We start from the raw sequence: 16583 nt of genomic DNA, 5'->3' as shown, positions 1-16583 counted from the left end.
ATCAATCGACAATATCTCTCCGTCTCTGCCTTCCAACGATAGCTAGTCATATGTCTTGACTCCGCACTCACAGTACGACTAAATAGTAACAAGAGCTACATGTGAAGTCCGGAACGGCTGAACCTAAACCTTCATCATAGTACCCAGAGCTCGTACACATGTGTGATGTCAACTTTAAGCATATTCGCTCATACGATGGGAGCCAGTGGAACGCTTTCGAAGAACTAGTGTGCCAACTTGCGCGGAGAGATCCGCCTGGGGACGCTGCAGAATTCAGACGCGTAGAGGGAACTGGCGGAGACGGCGGTGTTGAAGCGTATTGGCTTCTTCGTTCGGGAAGCAAAATCGGTTTTCAGGCAAAATATTTCCTAAAAACAGGCGACATCGATTGGAAGCAAGTAGAACAATCAGTTTCAAAAGCCATTGATATCCATCCAGAACTTTCTGGTTACATTGTCGCTTTTGCCAGCGACCTAACCGACAGAAGCGGCAAGAAGGGAAAGGGTCTATACGGATGGGAGCATTGGAATAATCATAAAAAGAAGTGGGAAGACTGGACGGCACAGAAAGGCCTGAACGTCGCGTTCGAAACGTGGACCAAGAGTGATATTCTGGATCGGCTGGTACGCCCGGACAGCCAGGGCCTTTCAGAGTATTGGTTCAACAGTCCCGTTTTTGACCCCTCTTGGTTCCGTAAACTCTTCGAACTCGTTAAGGCTGATCTTGACGAAAGATATCATCCGGAAGATCACGTCGAGGTAGAAGCCGCCAAACTCTTCGACGGGCTCGCGCGTTCAGAGTCGTTCCGGCAAAGCCTCAGAAAATCTTTTTGTGAATTGTTGTCTCCTGAAAACTTGGTTGCCCGCCTGAAGAGATTGAAAGCTAAGCCAGTCAATCAGCTCCTGGAAAATTTGAAAAATACATTCCTCATTGTGCGGGCTATTGGGGACGAGATAAAACCGACCCCCGATGCCCTGTATCCAATCCACTGCTGGATGGAGAGAATTACCGAGGCTACAATAGCTGTAGAAGGTCTGCAGGACTGGCTCTGGGAAAAGGAGCGGGAGATTGAGAACCCGTCAGAACATGGACGGATAAATTATGACCTCTACAAATCGAGAAACGCGGTGGACGATCTTGCAAACTCATTAGTGAGTGTTCGGTCCAGACTTGAGGACATTGATGTAACAGCAGATCAACACAGGGCTGGTCTGGTGGTGGGTGGTGCAGGAACTGGGAAGTCACATCTATTCGCAGACGCGGCGGCAAAAGCGATCGAGCAAGGAAGACCCGCTATTCTCATGCTGGGGCAGTATTTCGCCACTGGGGATCCGTGGGAAACCATCCTTGGTAGGTTAGATCTTCGAAATTATTCAAGCGACACTTTTCTTGGCGCCCTCGACTCCGCTGCAGAGGCTGCCCGGGCCAGATGCTTGATACTCGTGGATTTGATGAATGAGGAAACGGATTTAAAGGTTTGGAGAGATAGTATTGGCAGTGTCATAACAAAAATCGTGCAATATAAGCACCTTTCCTTTGCTTTGAGCTGCCGTTCCGAGTATCAAAAGCTGTTCTTTTCTTCTCCCCTTGCGGAAAAGTTGACTAATGTCGAGTGCTACGGGTTTGTAACGGCTCGTGAACGCGAAATGGCAGCCGTGCAGTATCTTGAAAAGCGTGGAATCATCCGTCCGGCAACTCCTTGGTTGGCGCCTGAATTTACCAACCCATTGTTCCTGCGTACCTGTGCCACCGCCCTATCGGAGGACGGCCGGATAGAATTCCCGAGGGGCCTTCATGGTGCTAAAGAGATCTTGGGATTCTATATTCACAGTTTAGAAAACAGGCTCAAGCGGAAATACGTGAACGTGGACTTGCCCCACGATTGTGTCAAAAAGGGATTTCTTTCTCTCGCAAAACAAATGGGACAAGTCAAAGCGGATTTTGTGGAGAGAAACATCGGCGAGACTCTCCTGTTAAGAGCATTTGGCTGTGGTGGCCCACATATAGGAAGAAGCTGGATTGAAATTCTGTGTGAAGAGGGAGCCTTGAGGAAAGATATCCAATTTTCATATCAGGAGGAGGACCCTCTATCCCCATCCGAAGAGATGTTCCGATTTACTTATCAGCGATTTTCCGACCATCTAATCGTTTCTGCGTTGCTCGATGAAGTCCACGATTTCAAAAAAGCTTTCGACGAAGGAGGGCCTTTGGGCTTTATGATCGAAGACAATCAAATTGCCTGGGATTTCTACAGATTCCTATCTCCTTTGTCCATACAGATTCCAGAAAGACTCGAAGGAATAGAACTCGTGGATCTGATGCCTGAAACCGAGTTCGACTGCATGGATATCCCTGTGATCAGAGACGCATTTAGCGAGAGCATTTTGTGGCGATCTGCGGAGGCTTTTTCACCCAGGACATTGGACCTTTTCAATACACTCTCGCAACATCATCACGATGATCCGAGACTACGGCTTCTCCTGCAGCTTTCCGTCTTAACCGAACACCCCTGGAATGCCCACATGATAGACGAAAACCTACGCCGCAGAGAAATGCCGGAGAGAGACTCGTTTTGGTCATTAGAACTGAGCCGGATAGGCGATTCAGAAGAGCACCCGATTTATCAACTCATCGACTGGGGGCATCACGCGGATATAACTTCTGCGGAAGACGAAACACTCCGCCTCACGTCTGTGGTCCTTGTTTGGAGTTTTGCAGCCTCGAATCGTCTCATTCGGGATCGAGCCACAAAAGCGCTGACTAAGATATTGATCGAACGACCGGGCCTTTTTCCACGTCTCCTAAAAGAATTCTCAGATATCGATGATCTTTATATACTCGAACGACTTTGCGCTGCAGCTTACGGAGCAGTGTGCCACGGAGTGAGCGATGAACATCTGTCGGCAATTGCGGACGCGGTTTTCGTATGCCTATTCAAATCGGGTAATCCACCACCCCATCTTCTGATGCGAGATTATGCGCGAGGCATTATTGAGCTGGCTAACTCAAGAAGCCGACTTCCCGCTTCCGTGGATATCCGACATTGTCGTCCGCCTTATGAAAGTTCATGGCCTATCGAGGAGGTGACTGAAGAGGACATTGAGAAAGTGCGAGAGCGGGCAAAAGACGGCCAAATTTATTCATCTATTTTTTCTGGAGATTTTGGCACTTACGAGGTTACTAGCGAGATCTGGAATTTCACTTCCATTCCGCTTTCGGACGATCCCCCTCTCAATCCAGAGAAGAACCTATCAAAATTCAGGAAGTTGACCAACAAGTGGAACGAGGCTAAACGCGAAGCTTTTCAACGACTTGAGGAAGCGGTCCGGACAAGAGATAATTCCTACACACTTGTCGACCGTGTATCGGAAAACCGTGGATTGCAGATCCGGTATGACGAGAATGCGACGCGAGACGCAAAAGAATCGCATGACCGTTTCATCAAACTTCTGTCGAACTCACAGATTAAGAAGTACGAAGAACTGGCTCTGCCGAGCTTTTTTCCTGAGCAAATGCTTCTGTCGCAGATAGACATCCCGAGATTCGATTTGGATTTAGCTAGAAGATGGATAACGAAGCGGGCGTACGATTTCGGATGGACCAAGTCTCTCTTCCCACGCGAATGGAGTACCTATCAAGGTCGGAATCGGCCCTTGGTCGAACGGATTGGAAAGAAGTACCAATGGTTAGCTCTTCTTGAACTTATGGCTCGATTAGCTGATCATGTATGGGCGGTCAGCCACTCTGACAAAGTAACGGCAGTCTATGACCATCCCCTCCAAGTCGGTTTCGTAAGGGACATTGAGCCTACGATATTTGCAGCGCCAAGCACTCAGGATGACGGCAAAGAATCCGATCAATGGTGGTTCCCTCGAAAAATCAGATTTCGGGAAGAATCTGACGAGTCGGCGGCTCTCTGGCCCTTTGAACAACGAGATATGGTCAACGATTCAAATTCTATCGAGGTCGCGGATGCAGACGGGCGTAGATGGTTAGTGCTACACCTCTTTGATATAGCTACGGAGCGATTGCCTGATGAGAGATTCTCTGATCCTTACCGGAGAACGGCTTTCGTCTTTATAAATACAATCATTGTACGTGCAGGTGATGGTCCAAGACTTGAAAATGTTTTAGGGGATAGGCCGTTGACGCATACCATCGCCTGGCAACCACCGGAGGTGACGGATGGTCCCTATTATTTAGCCAGCGGTATCGTTATTTAATCACCTCGGTCTTAAGGTCCGTTCTCCTAAGATGGGTCAGTTCGAAAATGCCGAAGGAAAACTGTCATTCTTCGATCCCAGCATGGGCACGGCCTATTATCCAGCGGCCCTGATAGCCAGGGACTTATTTTTCGAGTTCCTCAAGGCCAACAACCTGGAGTGTCTATGGGCAATCACGGGAGAAAAAACTGCGCACCCGAATGGTACAAGGGACGCGTGGGGAAGAAGATCCTATAGCACTATCTATCGTCGCTCCAACAAAAAGTGGGTGGGCCGTACTTACCATGAAGACATTCGCCATAGGCTTTGAATCTCATTTGATATATATGGCGAACATCCTCGGTAACGCAGCCACTGCCTATTGTAGGGGGCACGAAATAGACAGAGTTTTCGCTGAGCAATAGCCGATCTAATCTTGAATCCGTCCAGAGAAAAGCGAATCAGACGGAACCCATTTTGCGTTGCTCGTAATACCCGATCACTTCTGCGACTCTCCGAGCATCTTCTTCCAGCCGGAGACGAATTCCTGGGATCCTTGGGGCCACTCCGTTTCGGCCACTTTCTTCATAAACGGAGAATCGTCGGCGTATCGGAGGCAGCTGTTACCAATGTCGGGCCGAAGGGCGAGCCAGATCTTGTAGATCTGTTCGTCTTCGATTCCGGGAAACTGGACTTTCAGATACTGCTTGCCCAACACCACGATCCCCTGGTTCACGGTGGTGCAAACATCGTCGAACAGATCCATCAGAAGCATGCAGTCTTTCGAGGAACCGTTGTTGCCGAGGACTTTCTTGAATCCCGAAACCATCCGTTTGCCGATCAGGGGTTCAAGATAGCTCCGGGCGTTCCGGCATATCGCGTCGGGCACCCCCGGCATTTCGCACCGGATCTCCTCGATCCTCAGCAGGGGATAAGTCAAGATCATGTTGATCTTCATATGATGGACACCGTCCTGCATTTCCGCTTCAGCCTGAACCTTGGTTTTGGAAGGCAGAAAATAGACGTCGATCTTCTTGTTTCGCGTGCATAGGTGCATTCGATCATCTTTGGTTGCGGCTGATTCGCTCATAACGTTCCGTCCGGCTCCTTGTTTTAAAACACACCATGTGGCGGTCATTGGGCTTCGTGCGACTTAGGTGGTACACTTCATAGTTCTTCAAACAGGACCTGTCAATCGGAAAAGCCCGCGAAGGGCTTTCGCTCGGGCATTCGGGATCCGGTCCGGACATCTCTTTTCGCGGATTGAATCCGCCACGTCGTCGACTTGACACCGAACATCGCGGGAACCTATGCTCCGAAGCGATACTTCATTTCGAACGATTGAGATAACCCCGAAAGTGGGTTGCGTCCGTACTTCTAATGGGATTGGACACGATACGTGGAAAACCCGGCGTTCTCCCAACGACTTACCGCTCCCCCAAAGGCGGTGCGGCGATGCTCCGGAAGTTTGCAGGGAGTTTGAGTCCGGCCCCCGGCGGGATGTTCAAAGTTACCTTCAACGGGAAGAATACTATCCATTCTCCCAATTGAACACTGGAAAAGGTTATCGCATGGCGGGCGACGCATCATCCGGACAAAAGGCGCGAACGGAACCGGCCGGCTTTCCAGGCGATGAGCCGGTACGCCGAATGACGGATTCCTTACCCGTGCTCATCTCGTATATCGACGCGGACGAACGATTCGAGTTCAACAACGCGGCCCACGAGAAGTGGTTCGGCCGATCCTGTGAATCCATCACAGGTCAATCGTTGCGGGACGTTCTCGGCGGAAAGGCCTATGACTCTATCCGCGAATACACGATAGCGGTCCTCTCCGGTCGCGAAGTGACCTTTGAAACCCGCATTCCCTATCCCGACGGACGTTCCCGTCACGTTCGGGGGAATTTCCTTCCCCACCGCGGCTCCGACGGTGCGGTTCATGGATTTTACGCACTGGTAAGCGACATTTCCGACTTGAAAAGCACCGAACGGGTATTGGACGAGCGGCTGCGATTCGAGGCCCTTGTTTCCCGAATCTCGGCGCAGTTGATCCACCTCCCCACAGGGGAAATCGACAAGGTCATTGAAAACGGGCTCAGTCTCATTGGTGGCTTCTTTGACGTGGACCGGGTGGTTATCGGCGAATTTCTCCCCGACGTAAAAGGATTCCGGGCCCGATACCTCTGGTTGGCGAACCGGGACACGTCGGGACTGTACATGCCTTCCGGCCGGAGACCGCTTCCGTTTCCAAACCTGATCTCCCGCCTGCAGACCGACGGTGCGTTCGTTTTCGGAAGCCTTCGGGAAATCCCCGAGGACTGGACGGACGTCCGCAGCTTTGTCGAGAAGTTCGGTCTCAAAGCGGCCGTGCTGGTCTCCTTGAGTGTGGGCGGCGCTTTTATGGGAGGTTTCACGATAGAGTCGTACAGAGACGAACGCACCTGGCCCGACGACGTGGTCCGGCGTCTCAAGTTTATAGGGGAGATCTTTGCCGGCGCCATGGATCGAAAACGTTCGGAGGAAACCCTGCAGGCGGCTTTTTCGGAAATCCAGCGACTGAAGGAGCGTTTGGAAACGGAAAACATCTATCTCCGCCAGGAAATCAAACTCAAACACAATTATGAGGAGATTGTCGGTCAGAGCACCGTCATTAAGGCGGTCTTGAATCAGGTGGAGCAGGTGGCCGAAACGGACTCCACGGTCCTCATTCAGGGCGAAACGGGTACGGGAAAAGAACTCCTGGCGCGGGCGATCCACAACTTCAGTTCGCGCAAAGGCCGGACCATGGTGAAAGTCAATTGCGCGGCCCTGCCGGCAGCCCTGGTGGAAAGCGAACTGTTCGGCCGGGAAAAGGGCGCTTACACGGGAGCGTTGTCCAAGCAAATGGGGCGATTCGAAGTGGCTCACGGATCGACCATCTTTCTGGACGAGATCAGCGAGTTGCCTTTGGAACTGCAGGCGAAACTGCTCCGGGTGCTCCAGGACGGACGATTCGAGCGGCTGGGGAGCTCGAAGACCATCCACGTAGACGTTCGGGTCATCGCAGCGACCAACAGAGACCTGGTCCGAGCCGTGAAGGATGGACGATTTCGGCAGGACCTCTACTACCGCTTGAACGTATTCCCCATCACGGTGCCGCCGTTACGTGAGCGCCCCGAGGATATTCCGCTTCTGGTGTGGGCGTTTATCAATGAATTCGGAGAGACCATGGGAAAGCGGATCGAGTCGATTCCCAAGCAGAGCATGGAATTGATGCAACGCTGTCCCTGGCCGGGCAACGTGCGCGAACTGCGAAACGTGATCGAACACGGCATGATCATCACGCGGGACAAAATCCTCAAAGTGCAGGTTCCGGGTCTTTCGGATTCCGTGGGAGCCCACGATCTCACCATACGGGAAGTCGAACGAAAACACGTGGTCAGCGTGTTGGAAAGAACCGGATGGCGCATCCGGGGGAGAAACGGGGCGGCCGCGGTTCTGGGCCTCAAACCCACGACACTCCACTCGAGGATGAAGAAGCTGGGCATTCAACGTCCGGGCAAATCGTTCGACATTTCGTTGGATAGTCGACATATCGTCGAATAACACGCCGCTCCGTTCGAACCACCTTCTTCACCTTGCATGCGGCGCGCGGGCTCCTTCGTCCCCGGAGGGACGCGAAACCGAACCTAATTCCTTGCTTAAGCCACAAAAAAAGGATAACAGTGCAGCAGAAGCGGGTTCCGGCGCTGCGTCTTCCACCTGCATCCTCGACAGCCGGGCCGGCGCTGGTATACGAACCCGGTCGAGCGGAAAACCGCTTTTTCGTTTCCATAAACGATAGACGATATATCGTCGGCTGACATCCTTTTCCAAGAGCGGACATCAACTCCTCTTTTTGTAAAACCATTCGTTGGGAGCGGGTCACAGCCATTCGTTCCTTTCGTCGTTTGAATTGGCACGATTCCCGCAAGTTGTATATGATTTTATTTTGGAGGACCTTAGCGGAGGAGGGAAGCGATGGCGGCTGTCAGGACCTCGCGCGGGCGGTTATTCGAGATCGAGGCCCGGAGGGATGTGCGCTCATGATTACGGCAACCCTCAGGGTAACCGTGCCTGCGCATCGAAGGAGCGAAGTGCTGGACCTTTTGCGCTCGGTCATCGAGCCGACCCAGGTTGAACCGGGGTGCCTGAGCTGTCGGCTCTACCAGGATTTGGAAAACGAAGAAGCACTTCTTTTCGAGGAGGAGTGGAAAACCCAGGCGGATCTGGATCGACACATCCGTTCCGACCGTTATGTTCAGATCCTTGCAGCCATCGATATGTCGAGCAAACCGCCCGAGATCAGGTTCAACACCATTGCCCGTACAAAGGGCATCGAAGCCATCAGGGCGGCAAGGGTGAAGCCTGCGGAACCGGGGGAATGGCCGGATATAGTGGAGCAGCGGGATTAGTGTTCGGACGTACGGCGTGCTCGGGTCGGCAGGCTTTCTTGTATTTCGGGCATTGAAGGACTCGTGGCCCTCAAGGACTGAAACCAAGGCTCTCGAGTACGCGAGAATCGGGTATCCTTAAACGGAGGTTCGGATAAATCACTATCAGATAGTGGATCTCAAGAGGAGGTAAGCACATGGTTGGCATCGTTTCTTATGGCGCATACGTTCCGCGCTATAGGCTGAATCGCGGAAGCATTTTTCAGTCTATCGGATGGTTTAATGCCGCCACGGCGGGTCTGGCAAGAGGGGAAAAAGCGGTTGCAAACTACGACGAGGACAGCATCACCATGTCCGTAGCGGCGGCGATGGATTGTCTGAAAGGGTTCGCGCGAGAGCGGGTGGACGGACTATTCCTCGGCTCGACAACGCTGCCCTATCTCGAGCGACAGAACGCGGCGATCTGTTCTGCGGCCCTTGCTTTGAGGCCGGATATTCGAACAGCGGACTTCACCGCTTCGCTGAAATCGGGCACCACCGCCCTCGCATCCGCGTGCGATGCAGTAGCATCCGGAGCGGTGAACACCTTTCTGGTATGCGCGTCCGACACCCGGTTGGGAAAGCCCGGAAGCGCTTTGGAACATATGTCCGGCGACGGCGCGTCAGCCCTCCTCATCGGCAAGGAAAACGTCATCGCCGAGTTGAAAGGCAGCTATTTCTATACGCGGGATTTCCCCGATTTTCGTCGTACGCAGGGAGAAAGGTCCCCCCAAGGCTGGGAAGAGCGATGGATTCGGGACGAAGGATACGGAAAGATCATCCCTCAGGCGATCGCCGGTCTGATGGGCAAATGTGGCGTAAAGGCCGCCGATATTTCGAAGCTGGTGGTTGCCTGTCCTTTTATCAAAGTGACGGAAGGGCTCGCCAAGCAGTTGGGATTCCGGCCCGAACAGGTACAGGACAACCTGATGAACGTTATGGGAGACAGTGGTTCCGCGCTGGCGTCCATGATGTTGGTCGCCGCCCTCGAGGACGCCAAACCGGGGGACAAGATCGCGGTCCTGGGTTTTGGCAGCGGGGCCGACGCACTGCTCTTCCAAGTTACCGGAAATATCAATAAGATCGAGCCGCGCCAGGGAGTCAAGGGCCACCTCGATTCGAAAAAGGACCTGGGGAGCTATTCCAAGTACCTGGTTTTTCGGGATCTGCTTCCCGTTGACGTCGGCATCCGTGGCGAAGAGATGCCCATGGCCCGGATGTCGGTCATGTTCAGGGAAGGTAAGACCATGGCCGCCCTGTGTGGTTCAAAGTGCAAGGAATGCGGCACTCCCCAGTTTCCCGCCCAGCGGGTATGCGTCAATCCGGAATGCGGAACCATAGATCAGATGGAGGACTATTTCTTCCATGACAAAATCGGACGCATCAACTCCTACACGGGCGACAATCTGGCGTTCAGCTGGGATCCGCCGGGCATGTACGGTTTGATCGACTTTGACGAGGGCGGAAGACTCTACCTGGACATCACGGACTGCGAGCTGGACTCCCTGAAGGGGGGGGCACAGGTCAGGATGAGTTTCCGTCGCAAATTTGCCGATAAGCGGCGGGGAATATACTCCTATTTTTGGAAAGCCGTACCGGTGTAAGACGAACTTTGGACGGAGGATATAGATAATGGGAACCGGAATTAGAGACAAAGTTGCAGTCATTGGCATGGGGTGCACCCGATTTGGAGAATTATGGGATACAAGCGAAGAAGACCTCATTGTCGACGCGTTTAAAGAAGCCCTCGCGGACGCGGGCATAGAGAAGAAAGACATCCAGGCGGCGTGGTTTGGCAGCGCGTTTCCTGATGTGAATGCGGGAAGCGGGGCCGTGCCGATGGCCAGGGCGCTTAAACTGCAAAATATACCAGTAACCCGAGTGGAGAATTTTTGCACCACGGGAACGGAAGCGTTCAGGGGAGCATGCTATGCCGTCGCTTCGGGCGCTTGCGATATCGCCCTGGCGCTCGGCGCGGAAAAGCTCAAGGACACGGGCTACGGCGGCTTACCCGATTTTGGAACCGTAATGGGCACGGAAAACCTGTTTTACATGCCGAACCTGACGGCTCCCGGCATGTTCGCAATGGTGGCCACCGCCTATTTCGAGAAGTACGGATTGTCCCCCGAACAGGGCAAACGAATTCTGTCGAGGATATCCTACAAAAGCCATAAGAACGGGGCTATGAACCCCCGTGCGCACCTCCGCAAGGAAGTTCCCATCGAAGCCATGCTGAAGGCTCCTGTCATTGCCTGGCCGCTGGGGCTGTTTGACTGCTGCGGCGTGAGCGACGGGGCGGCTGCCGCTATTGTGGTCCGGGCGGACATGGCCAAGGATTTCAGGCCCGATCCCATCTATGTCAAGGCCCTCCAGCTATCGCTCACCCCTGCAACAGGCATCCTTCATCAGAGCTGGAACGGCGTTCATTTGGAGTCCACCCGCATCGCCGGAATCAAGGCCTACGAAGAGGCGGGCATCACCAAACCTCGAGAAGAGATCAGCCTGATGGAAGTGCACGATTGTTTTTCCATCAGTGAATTGGTCACGGTCGAAAGCCTTCAGATTTCTCCGATGGGAAAAGGCGGAGAGGATTTTGAAAACGGTTTCTACGATCTCGACGGCAAGATACCCTGCCAGAGCGACGGGGGATTGAAGTGCTTCGGTCATCCCATCGGGGCCTCCGGCATCCGAATGCTGTATGAGATTTACAAACAGCTGCAGGGGAAGGCGGAACCTGAACAGCGACAGTTAAAAGGCGATCCCAGAATCGGGCTGGCTCACAATCACGGAGGCCTGGCCGGAAGCCTGGTCTGCAGCGTGGCCATTCTGGGTAATTCATAAGATCCGGCCCTTAGGTCTCGTCCCCAAGTTAGGTCTCGTTGTCTCGTTCCCAAGTTGAACTTGGGAACGAGGTAAGAGATGAACTTGGGAACGAGATGAACGAGATGAAATTCGGAGTACGGAGAAGTCATCAGTGAGCCAAACGACCAGGGAGCACGTTCACGAATTGAACGAAGAGATACGCTTTCTCGCCGGCGGGTACGTATTTGAACGCGAAGGCCGGATCGAGAAAGACGGGAGGCAGGTCTTGTACGCCGTCGGCCACGCCTTTGTAGATCGGGCCTGTTGCGGGACCTGGGGGTGTCGCTACGCTTTTGTACCCGGATACATGATCCGGCATCAGGTCCGCAAAAACGATCGGGGACTCTGGGTGTCCGAGGTGGAACCCATTGTCGATGAAGAGACCCGGCACGCGATCGTTCGCATCCTTAAAGAGAAGGAATACGTTCAACAGGTTCAATTCCAGGAACCCGACGACCGATTCGACATTAAACACGGATAATCGGAAGGCCCTCGGACCGCTTCCCATCGACGCGCACGGCTCGTTGTCTTTGATCACACCGGAGACGCTGTCCATAAAAGATCATCATTCGAATTCCTGCACGATCAGAATAGAAGGAGTGGAGCATGTCATACGACCTTACTGAAGAACAGCAGATGCTGAAAGACACCGTGGCGCGGATGGCAAAAGAACAGATCGCGCCCGGAGCGGAAAAGCGCGACGAGGAAGGCAAATTCTCATGGGAAATGGTGGAGCTGCTCCGGGAAAACGCTCTGTTCGGCGCCGATTTTCCAGAGGAGTACGGCGGTTCTCAGATGGGAATGCTGGCCCTTTGTCTGGCTATCGAGGAAATAGCCAAGGTGTGTTCCTCAACCGCCGGCCTGTTGCTGGTGCATGAATTGGGCGCCATGCCCATATTTCTGGCCGGCAGCAAAGAACAGAAGGAAAAATATCTGCCCGATCTGGCGACAGGAGAAAAGCTGATCGCCTTTGCTCTCACCGAACCCAACGCCGGATCGGACGTGTCCGGTCTCAAGACCAAGGCCGTCAAAGACGGGGATCACTATGTACTGAACGGCGCCAAGATCTTCATTTCCCATGGTGACGCGGCCGATGTGCTTACCGTGGCCGCCAAGACCGACACCTCGGTTCCGGGCCACAAAGGGATCAGCATGTTCATCCTGGAAAAAGGCACTCCGGGATTTCAGATTGGAAAGAAGGAAAACAAACTCGGACTTCGATCCTCTTCCACGGTGGAGCTTATATTCGAAGACGTCCGAATACCGGCGGCCAACCTGATCGGCGCCGAGGGTGTCGGTTTTTCCATCCTGATGAAGACGTTGGATTTCACCAGAATTCCGGTTGCCGCTCAGGCGCTGGGTATCGCACAGGGCGCTTTAGACTATTCCGTTCAGTATACGAAAGAACGGGTTCAGTTCGGCAGCCCGGTGTTCTCGAATCAGGGGATTCAATGGATGGCGGCCGATCTGGCGACCCAGATAGAAGCCGCGAGACAACTGACCTATAAGGCGGCGTCCGCGTATGAAAACCTTCCGAAGAATCTGGACAAACTCCCCAAGCAACTGGTGCGTTACTCGGCCATGGCGAAGCTGTATGCGGCTGAAACGGCTATGAGAGTTACCACGGACGCGGTCCAGTTTCTGGGCGGCTACGGATATATCAAGGAATACCCGGTAGAACGCATGATGCGTGACGCCAAGATTACCCAAATCTATGAGGGAACCAGTCAGATTCAGAAGATCGTCATCGCCGGTACCCTCTGATACCAATTATACCGATTTGAACGTCTTGCAACTTGGCCTTCTTTAAAACCGAAAGGAGTACGGCATGGCTTCAAAAGTAGTGGAAACGGACGTCGTATTTGTAGGAGGCGGTTCAGCCGGGCTTTGCGGTGCGGTACGCGCCCGGGAATTGGGCTTGAAAGCGGTGGTGTTGGAAAAGCTGGGTTCCTGCGGCGGCGACGCCATGATCGCGGCCGGTTTCTGGGTGGGCGCCGAGACAGCCCTGCAGAAAGAAAAAGGCATTCAGGATTCCAAAGGCGATCTGTATCGGTACTTTATGGACTATTCTTCTTACCGCTGCCGGCCGGACCTGGTCCGGGTGTTGGCGGACCGCTGCGCCTCCAACATCGAATGGTTGGCGAAACAGGGGGTCGTGCAGACCAAAGAGATTCACACCCACGGGCCCACAACCGTGCCCAGGGTGCACCAGAACGAAGGCATGGGCGCCCAGTACGTAGTCAAGATGAAAGAACGCGCCGAGGCCCTGGGGGTTCAAATCCTGCTCAAAACCGGAGCCAAGGAACTCATCATTGAACACGGAAGGGTCGCCGGGGTTCGGGCCGAAACGGACGACGGGCAATCCGTGGAAGTCCGCGCCAAGGGCGTGGTGCTCACCACGGGCGGATTCGGCAAGAACAAGACGCTGGTGGAGAAGTATGTGAATCTTCAAAACCACGTTATGATCTGCGCCGGATGGGCCCGAGGAGACGGTATTCGCCTGGCCGAGCAGGCTGGGGCCGCTATCGGGGACCTGGAAGTATGCATAGGCTACAAAGCGGAAATGCCGAACACGGCGGGGCTCACAATGCGGAGTTTCTACCTTATTCTGTTCAGCAACTACGCGGTGGTGAACAAGGCCGGTGTCCGATTCATGGACGAATCCATCTGGAACGCCTACTTCGCCCACGCTCTGAACAATCAACCGGACGGCACGGGATACGTGATTATCGATGAAACCCTGCGCACCGGCAATCCCTTTACCGATCTCGCAAAAGAGGTGGAAGCCGGCAGGATCAAGAAAGCCGACACGTTCACGGACCTTGCCCGTCAGATCGGATTACCGGTGGACTCGTTCGTGGCGAGCATGGAAAAGTACAACGGATACGCACGTGCGGGCAGGGACGATGAATTCGGAAAAGCGGCCCAACTCCTGGCCCCTCTCGCCACTCCTCCTTTCTACGCCGTCGAAATCGTTCCCATGGTCCTCAACACCGCGGGAGGCGCCGTCATCGACGCCAAAGCCCGCGTGCTCAAACCGGACGGAAGTCCCGTTCCCGGATTGTACGCAGCCGGCAACAACACGGCCGGTTTTTACGACAGCTATCCCTCTACCGGCACCGGTTTGCAGATATCCAGCATTTTCGGACAAGTAGCGGTGGAAACCATCAAGGAAAGCCTTTAACGGACCTCGGACGAGCACACAAGGAAGCCGGGCAATCCCGTCACCGCGGTATTGCCCGGTTTCCCTTAACTTAGGCGTGTACACACCTCGGCGCCCCCCGCGCGGAAAGCGGCAGCGCGGTCCGGCCCGCAGGTCGTCCGAGTCCGTGGGCGCTTCCCGGCCTCACTTGCCTCAGCAGTGTTTGGGATTCGAGCAAGGGGACGCCTGACCGCAACACGTATTGCCCGAAAGCTCCCGGTTCTCAGAGCCGCCGGACAGAAACGCCGCCGGGGCGCTCATGGTGCGTTTCGATTCCTTCCCGCATTCAGGGCATTCGCACAAGACCGACGCGCTGGTCGCTTCGAGCTTTTCAAAGCTGAATCCGCAGTGTGAACATTGATATTCGTAAATAGGCATGCTTATGAGTAGAGCAATTTTCGGACCAAATCCGGAAACCGGGCTCGTTGTCGCGACCTGTTGAACAGCAAGGTTTTTGTGGTCTTTTCGGAAAGCGGCAGGACGCGACCGATCCCGCGGAATGTCATTCTGCAATCCTGCTCTTGCTTCAGGGAATGCAAAGCGCAACCTTCAAGAAGGACGAGGCGATACCATCAAGGCGGCGCGATCCGGGGAGGCTGGATTCCCTCGCCCCCGAACTCGGGGGAGCGGGCCGGGGTGAAAGGGCGCGTTTGTACATAGCAGGCCGTTGTAAAACGCGATCTGCGGTCACGCCAACGGCGTGACGCTTCATCCCTCGTCAATGCGACGTACTCTATGTACGCCCATTCCTCGGGATTTGCGCGCCTTGCATCTCATCCTTTTTCAACGGCCAGTAACGACCCGGCTTTCTCAACGGGCTGATAGAATACCAACTCGGAGACCGGCCCTGATTTGAGACTTGGGTGGCTCGGACAACTCGTTGTCCGAGTTGCGAAGCAACAAGAGGTCGCACCCCATGCGTAAAAACCTGCCGCATTGGATGCACCGGCGCAGGCCGTGTCCACGGAGACATCGATACAGCCGGATGACGATAGGATGAAAAAGACTGTCGGGAGGAAGATCGTACCCTGTCAATGGACCCTTGGCTCAATACTTCATCCGGTAGTCGTCAGGTTTTATGGCGTTGTTTTGGTACGTAATAGCAGGATTGGGAACTTTTGGGACTGGATGGGCGAGAATTGTATCTTGTAGGCGGCAATACGGACACCGACTCTTCGTTGCGGTTCATCCTGTGATGTTGGCCTAAATAGAGTCAAAACGAGACTTGACCCCTTTTCCCCTGGGAACGCCGAGCCCCTGCTCGGCCCAACTTCGTGCCCGGAGCGAGGATCGACCCCGAACGTCCACGAGGACTAAGCCATCTTAAGTTCGGAATTTCTTGCAATAATAAAGAAATAATGGGGACGTCCATACCTTTATACCATTTTTCTCCAATCAAACTGGATCATTATTCTTTTTGTTCACCCCATTTCGACAAGCGACTTGCCGCCGGTTGAGTGATCTTGAGCCTCCGGGCAATCTCGGTGGCGGTCATCCCAAGCTTTCGATGCGCCCGATAACATAAGAGCGCCCGAGCCTTTACGCTTTGCCGCGATTTACCGAATGCCATCACTTCCTTGGGGTCATACCCATCGATTCGGCCACTCTAATTTCAAGGGTAATCAATTCTTGTGAAGTTTTAAAACATAGTCGTCCCCGTTTTCGTGGCCGTCCTTGATATCGGACGGATGCGTGTAGGGAATAAGGTTCCATCGTCAGACCCATTCCGGGGCAGGTTTTAATCCAGTCCCTACGACAACGTTCTGATTTTCCCGATCCATTTCCTTTTGTGCAGGGTGGCAGATGATGTATTCCCGGATACGGTTCAGTTCCTCATCATTGCGAATGATGTGTTCATAATGATTGC

General features: G+C 53.8%; 10 protein-coding genes. 8 read left to right on the top strand and 2 right to left on the bottom strand.

The features are described from left to right. Positions 1-158: 158 nt before the first annotated feature. A complete protein-coding gene (locus HY788_03300; protein MBI4773202.1) occupies positions 159-4223 on the top strand; it encodes a hypothetical protein in 4065 nt (1354 codons plus the stop codon). Positions 4224-4701: 478 nt separating this feature from the next. On the opposite strand, the gene HY788_03295 is transcribed toward HY788_03300, so the two are convergent. Beyond that, complete coding sequence (locus HY788_03295) at positions 4702-5292, bottom strand: DUF2889 domain-containing protein (GenBank protein ID MBI4773201.1); 591 nt, start codon at positions 5290-5292, stop codon at positions 4702-4704. A 559-nt stretch (positions 5293-5851) separates the two neighbouring features. Here HY788_03295 and HY788_03290 point away from each other — a divergent pair. From HY788_03290 to HY788_03260, 7 genes are all read left to right on the top strand, one after another. Next, positions 5852-7786, top strand: coding sequence for a sigma 54-interacting transcriptional regulator (locus HY788_03290; GenBank protein MBI4773200.1), 1935 nt, complete (start codon positions 5852-5854; stop codon positions 7784-7786). Between the two features lie 479 nt (positions 7787-8265). Continuing rightward, positions 8266-8634 (top strand): antibiotic biosynthesis monooxygenase, encoded by a 369-nt coding sequence (locus HY788_03285; protein MBI4773199.1) that lies wholly within the window; start codon positions 8266-8268, stop codon positions 8632-8634. Positions 8635-8810: 176 nt separating this feature from the next. Next, positions 8811-10256: an OB-fold domain-containing protein gene (locus tag HY788_03280; protein ID MBI4773198.1), complete on the top strand. Its 1446-nt coding sequence runs from the start codon at positions 8811-8813 to the stop codon at positions 10254-10256. 28 nt (positions 10257-10284) lie between these two features. Beyond that, a complete protein-coding gene (locus tag HY788_03275) occupies positions 10285-11493 on the top strand; it encodes an acetyl-CoA acetyltransferase (protein ID MBI4773197.1) in 1209 nt (402 codons plus the stop codon). Positions 11494-11626: 133 nt separating this feature from the next. After that, on the top strand, positions 11627-11995 hold the full coding sequence (locus HY788_03270) for a hypothetical protein (protein ID MBI4773196.1): 369 nt from the start codon (positions 11627-11629) through the stop codon (positions 11993-11995). 125 nt (positions 11996-12120) lie between these two features. Then, positions 12121-13278 carry an acyl-CoA dehydrogenase family protein gene (locus HY788_03265; GenBank protein MBI4773195.1) on the top strand — a complete coding sequence of 386 codons (1158 nt, stop codon included), beginning with the start codon at positions 12121-12123 and terminating at the stop codon, positions 13276-13278. A 64-nt stretch (positions 13279-13342) separates the two neighbouring features. Further along, a complete protein-coding gene (locus HY788_03260; GenBank protein ID MBI4773194.1) occupies positions 13343-14698 on the top strand; it encodes an FAD-binding protein in 1356 nt (451 codons plus the stop codon). A 171-nt stretch (positions 14699-14869) separates the two neighbouring features. On the opposite strand, the gene HY788_03255 is transcribed toward HY788_03260, so the two are convergent. Then, positions 14870-15094 carry a zinc ribbon domain-containing protein gene (locus HY788_03255; GenBank protein MBI4773193.1) on the bottom strand — a complete coding sequence of 75 codons (225 nt, stop codon included), beginning with the start codon at positions 15092-15094 and terminating at the stop codon, positions 14870-14872. Positions 15095-16583: the final 1489 nt, after the last annotated feature.

Source organism: Deltaproteobacteria bacterium (genome assembly GCA_016208165.1).
Classification (GTDB): domain Bacteria; phylum Desulfobacterota; class Desulfarculia; order JACQYL01; family JACQYL01; genus JACQYL01.
Note: the sequence above shows the minus strand (reverse complement) of the source record. Positions and strands in the feature narration are given on the sequence as shown.

Coding starts and splice junctions, on each gene's coding strand:
- HY788_03300 (MBI4773202.1), top strand. CDS start 159: ATGTGTGATGTCAACTTTAAGCATATTCGCTCATACGATGGGAGCCAG.
- HY788_03295 (MBI4773201.1), bottom strand. CDS start 5,292: ATGAGCGAATCAGCCGCAACCAAAGATGATCGAATGCACCTATGCACG.
- HY788_03290 (MBI4773200.1), top strand. CDS start 5,852: ATGACGGATTCCTTACCCGTGCTCATCTCGTATATCGACGCGGACGAA.
- HY788_03285 (MBI4773199.1), top strand. CDS start 8,266: ATGATTACGGCAACCCTCAGGGTAACCGTGCCTGCGCATCGAAGGAGC.
- HY788_03280 (MBI4773198.1), top strand. CDS start 8,811: ATGGTTGGCATCGTTTCTTATGGCGCATACGTTCCGCGCTATAGGCTG.
- HY788_03275 (MBI4773197.1), top strand. CDS start 10,285: ATGGGAACCGGAATTAGAGACAAAGTTGCAGTCATTGGCATGGGGTGC.
- HY788_03265 (MBI4773195.1), top strand. CDS start 12,121: ATGTCATACGACCTTACTGAAGAACAGCAGATGCTGAAAGACACCGTG.
- HY788_03260 (MBI4773194.1), top strand. CDS start 13,343: ATGGCTTCAAAAGTAGTGGAAACGGACGTCGTATTTGTAGGAGGCGGT.
- HY788_03255 (MBI4773193.1), bottom strand. CDS start 15,094: ATGCCTATTTACGAATATCAATGTTCACACTGCGGATTCAGCTTTGAA.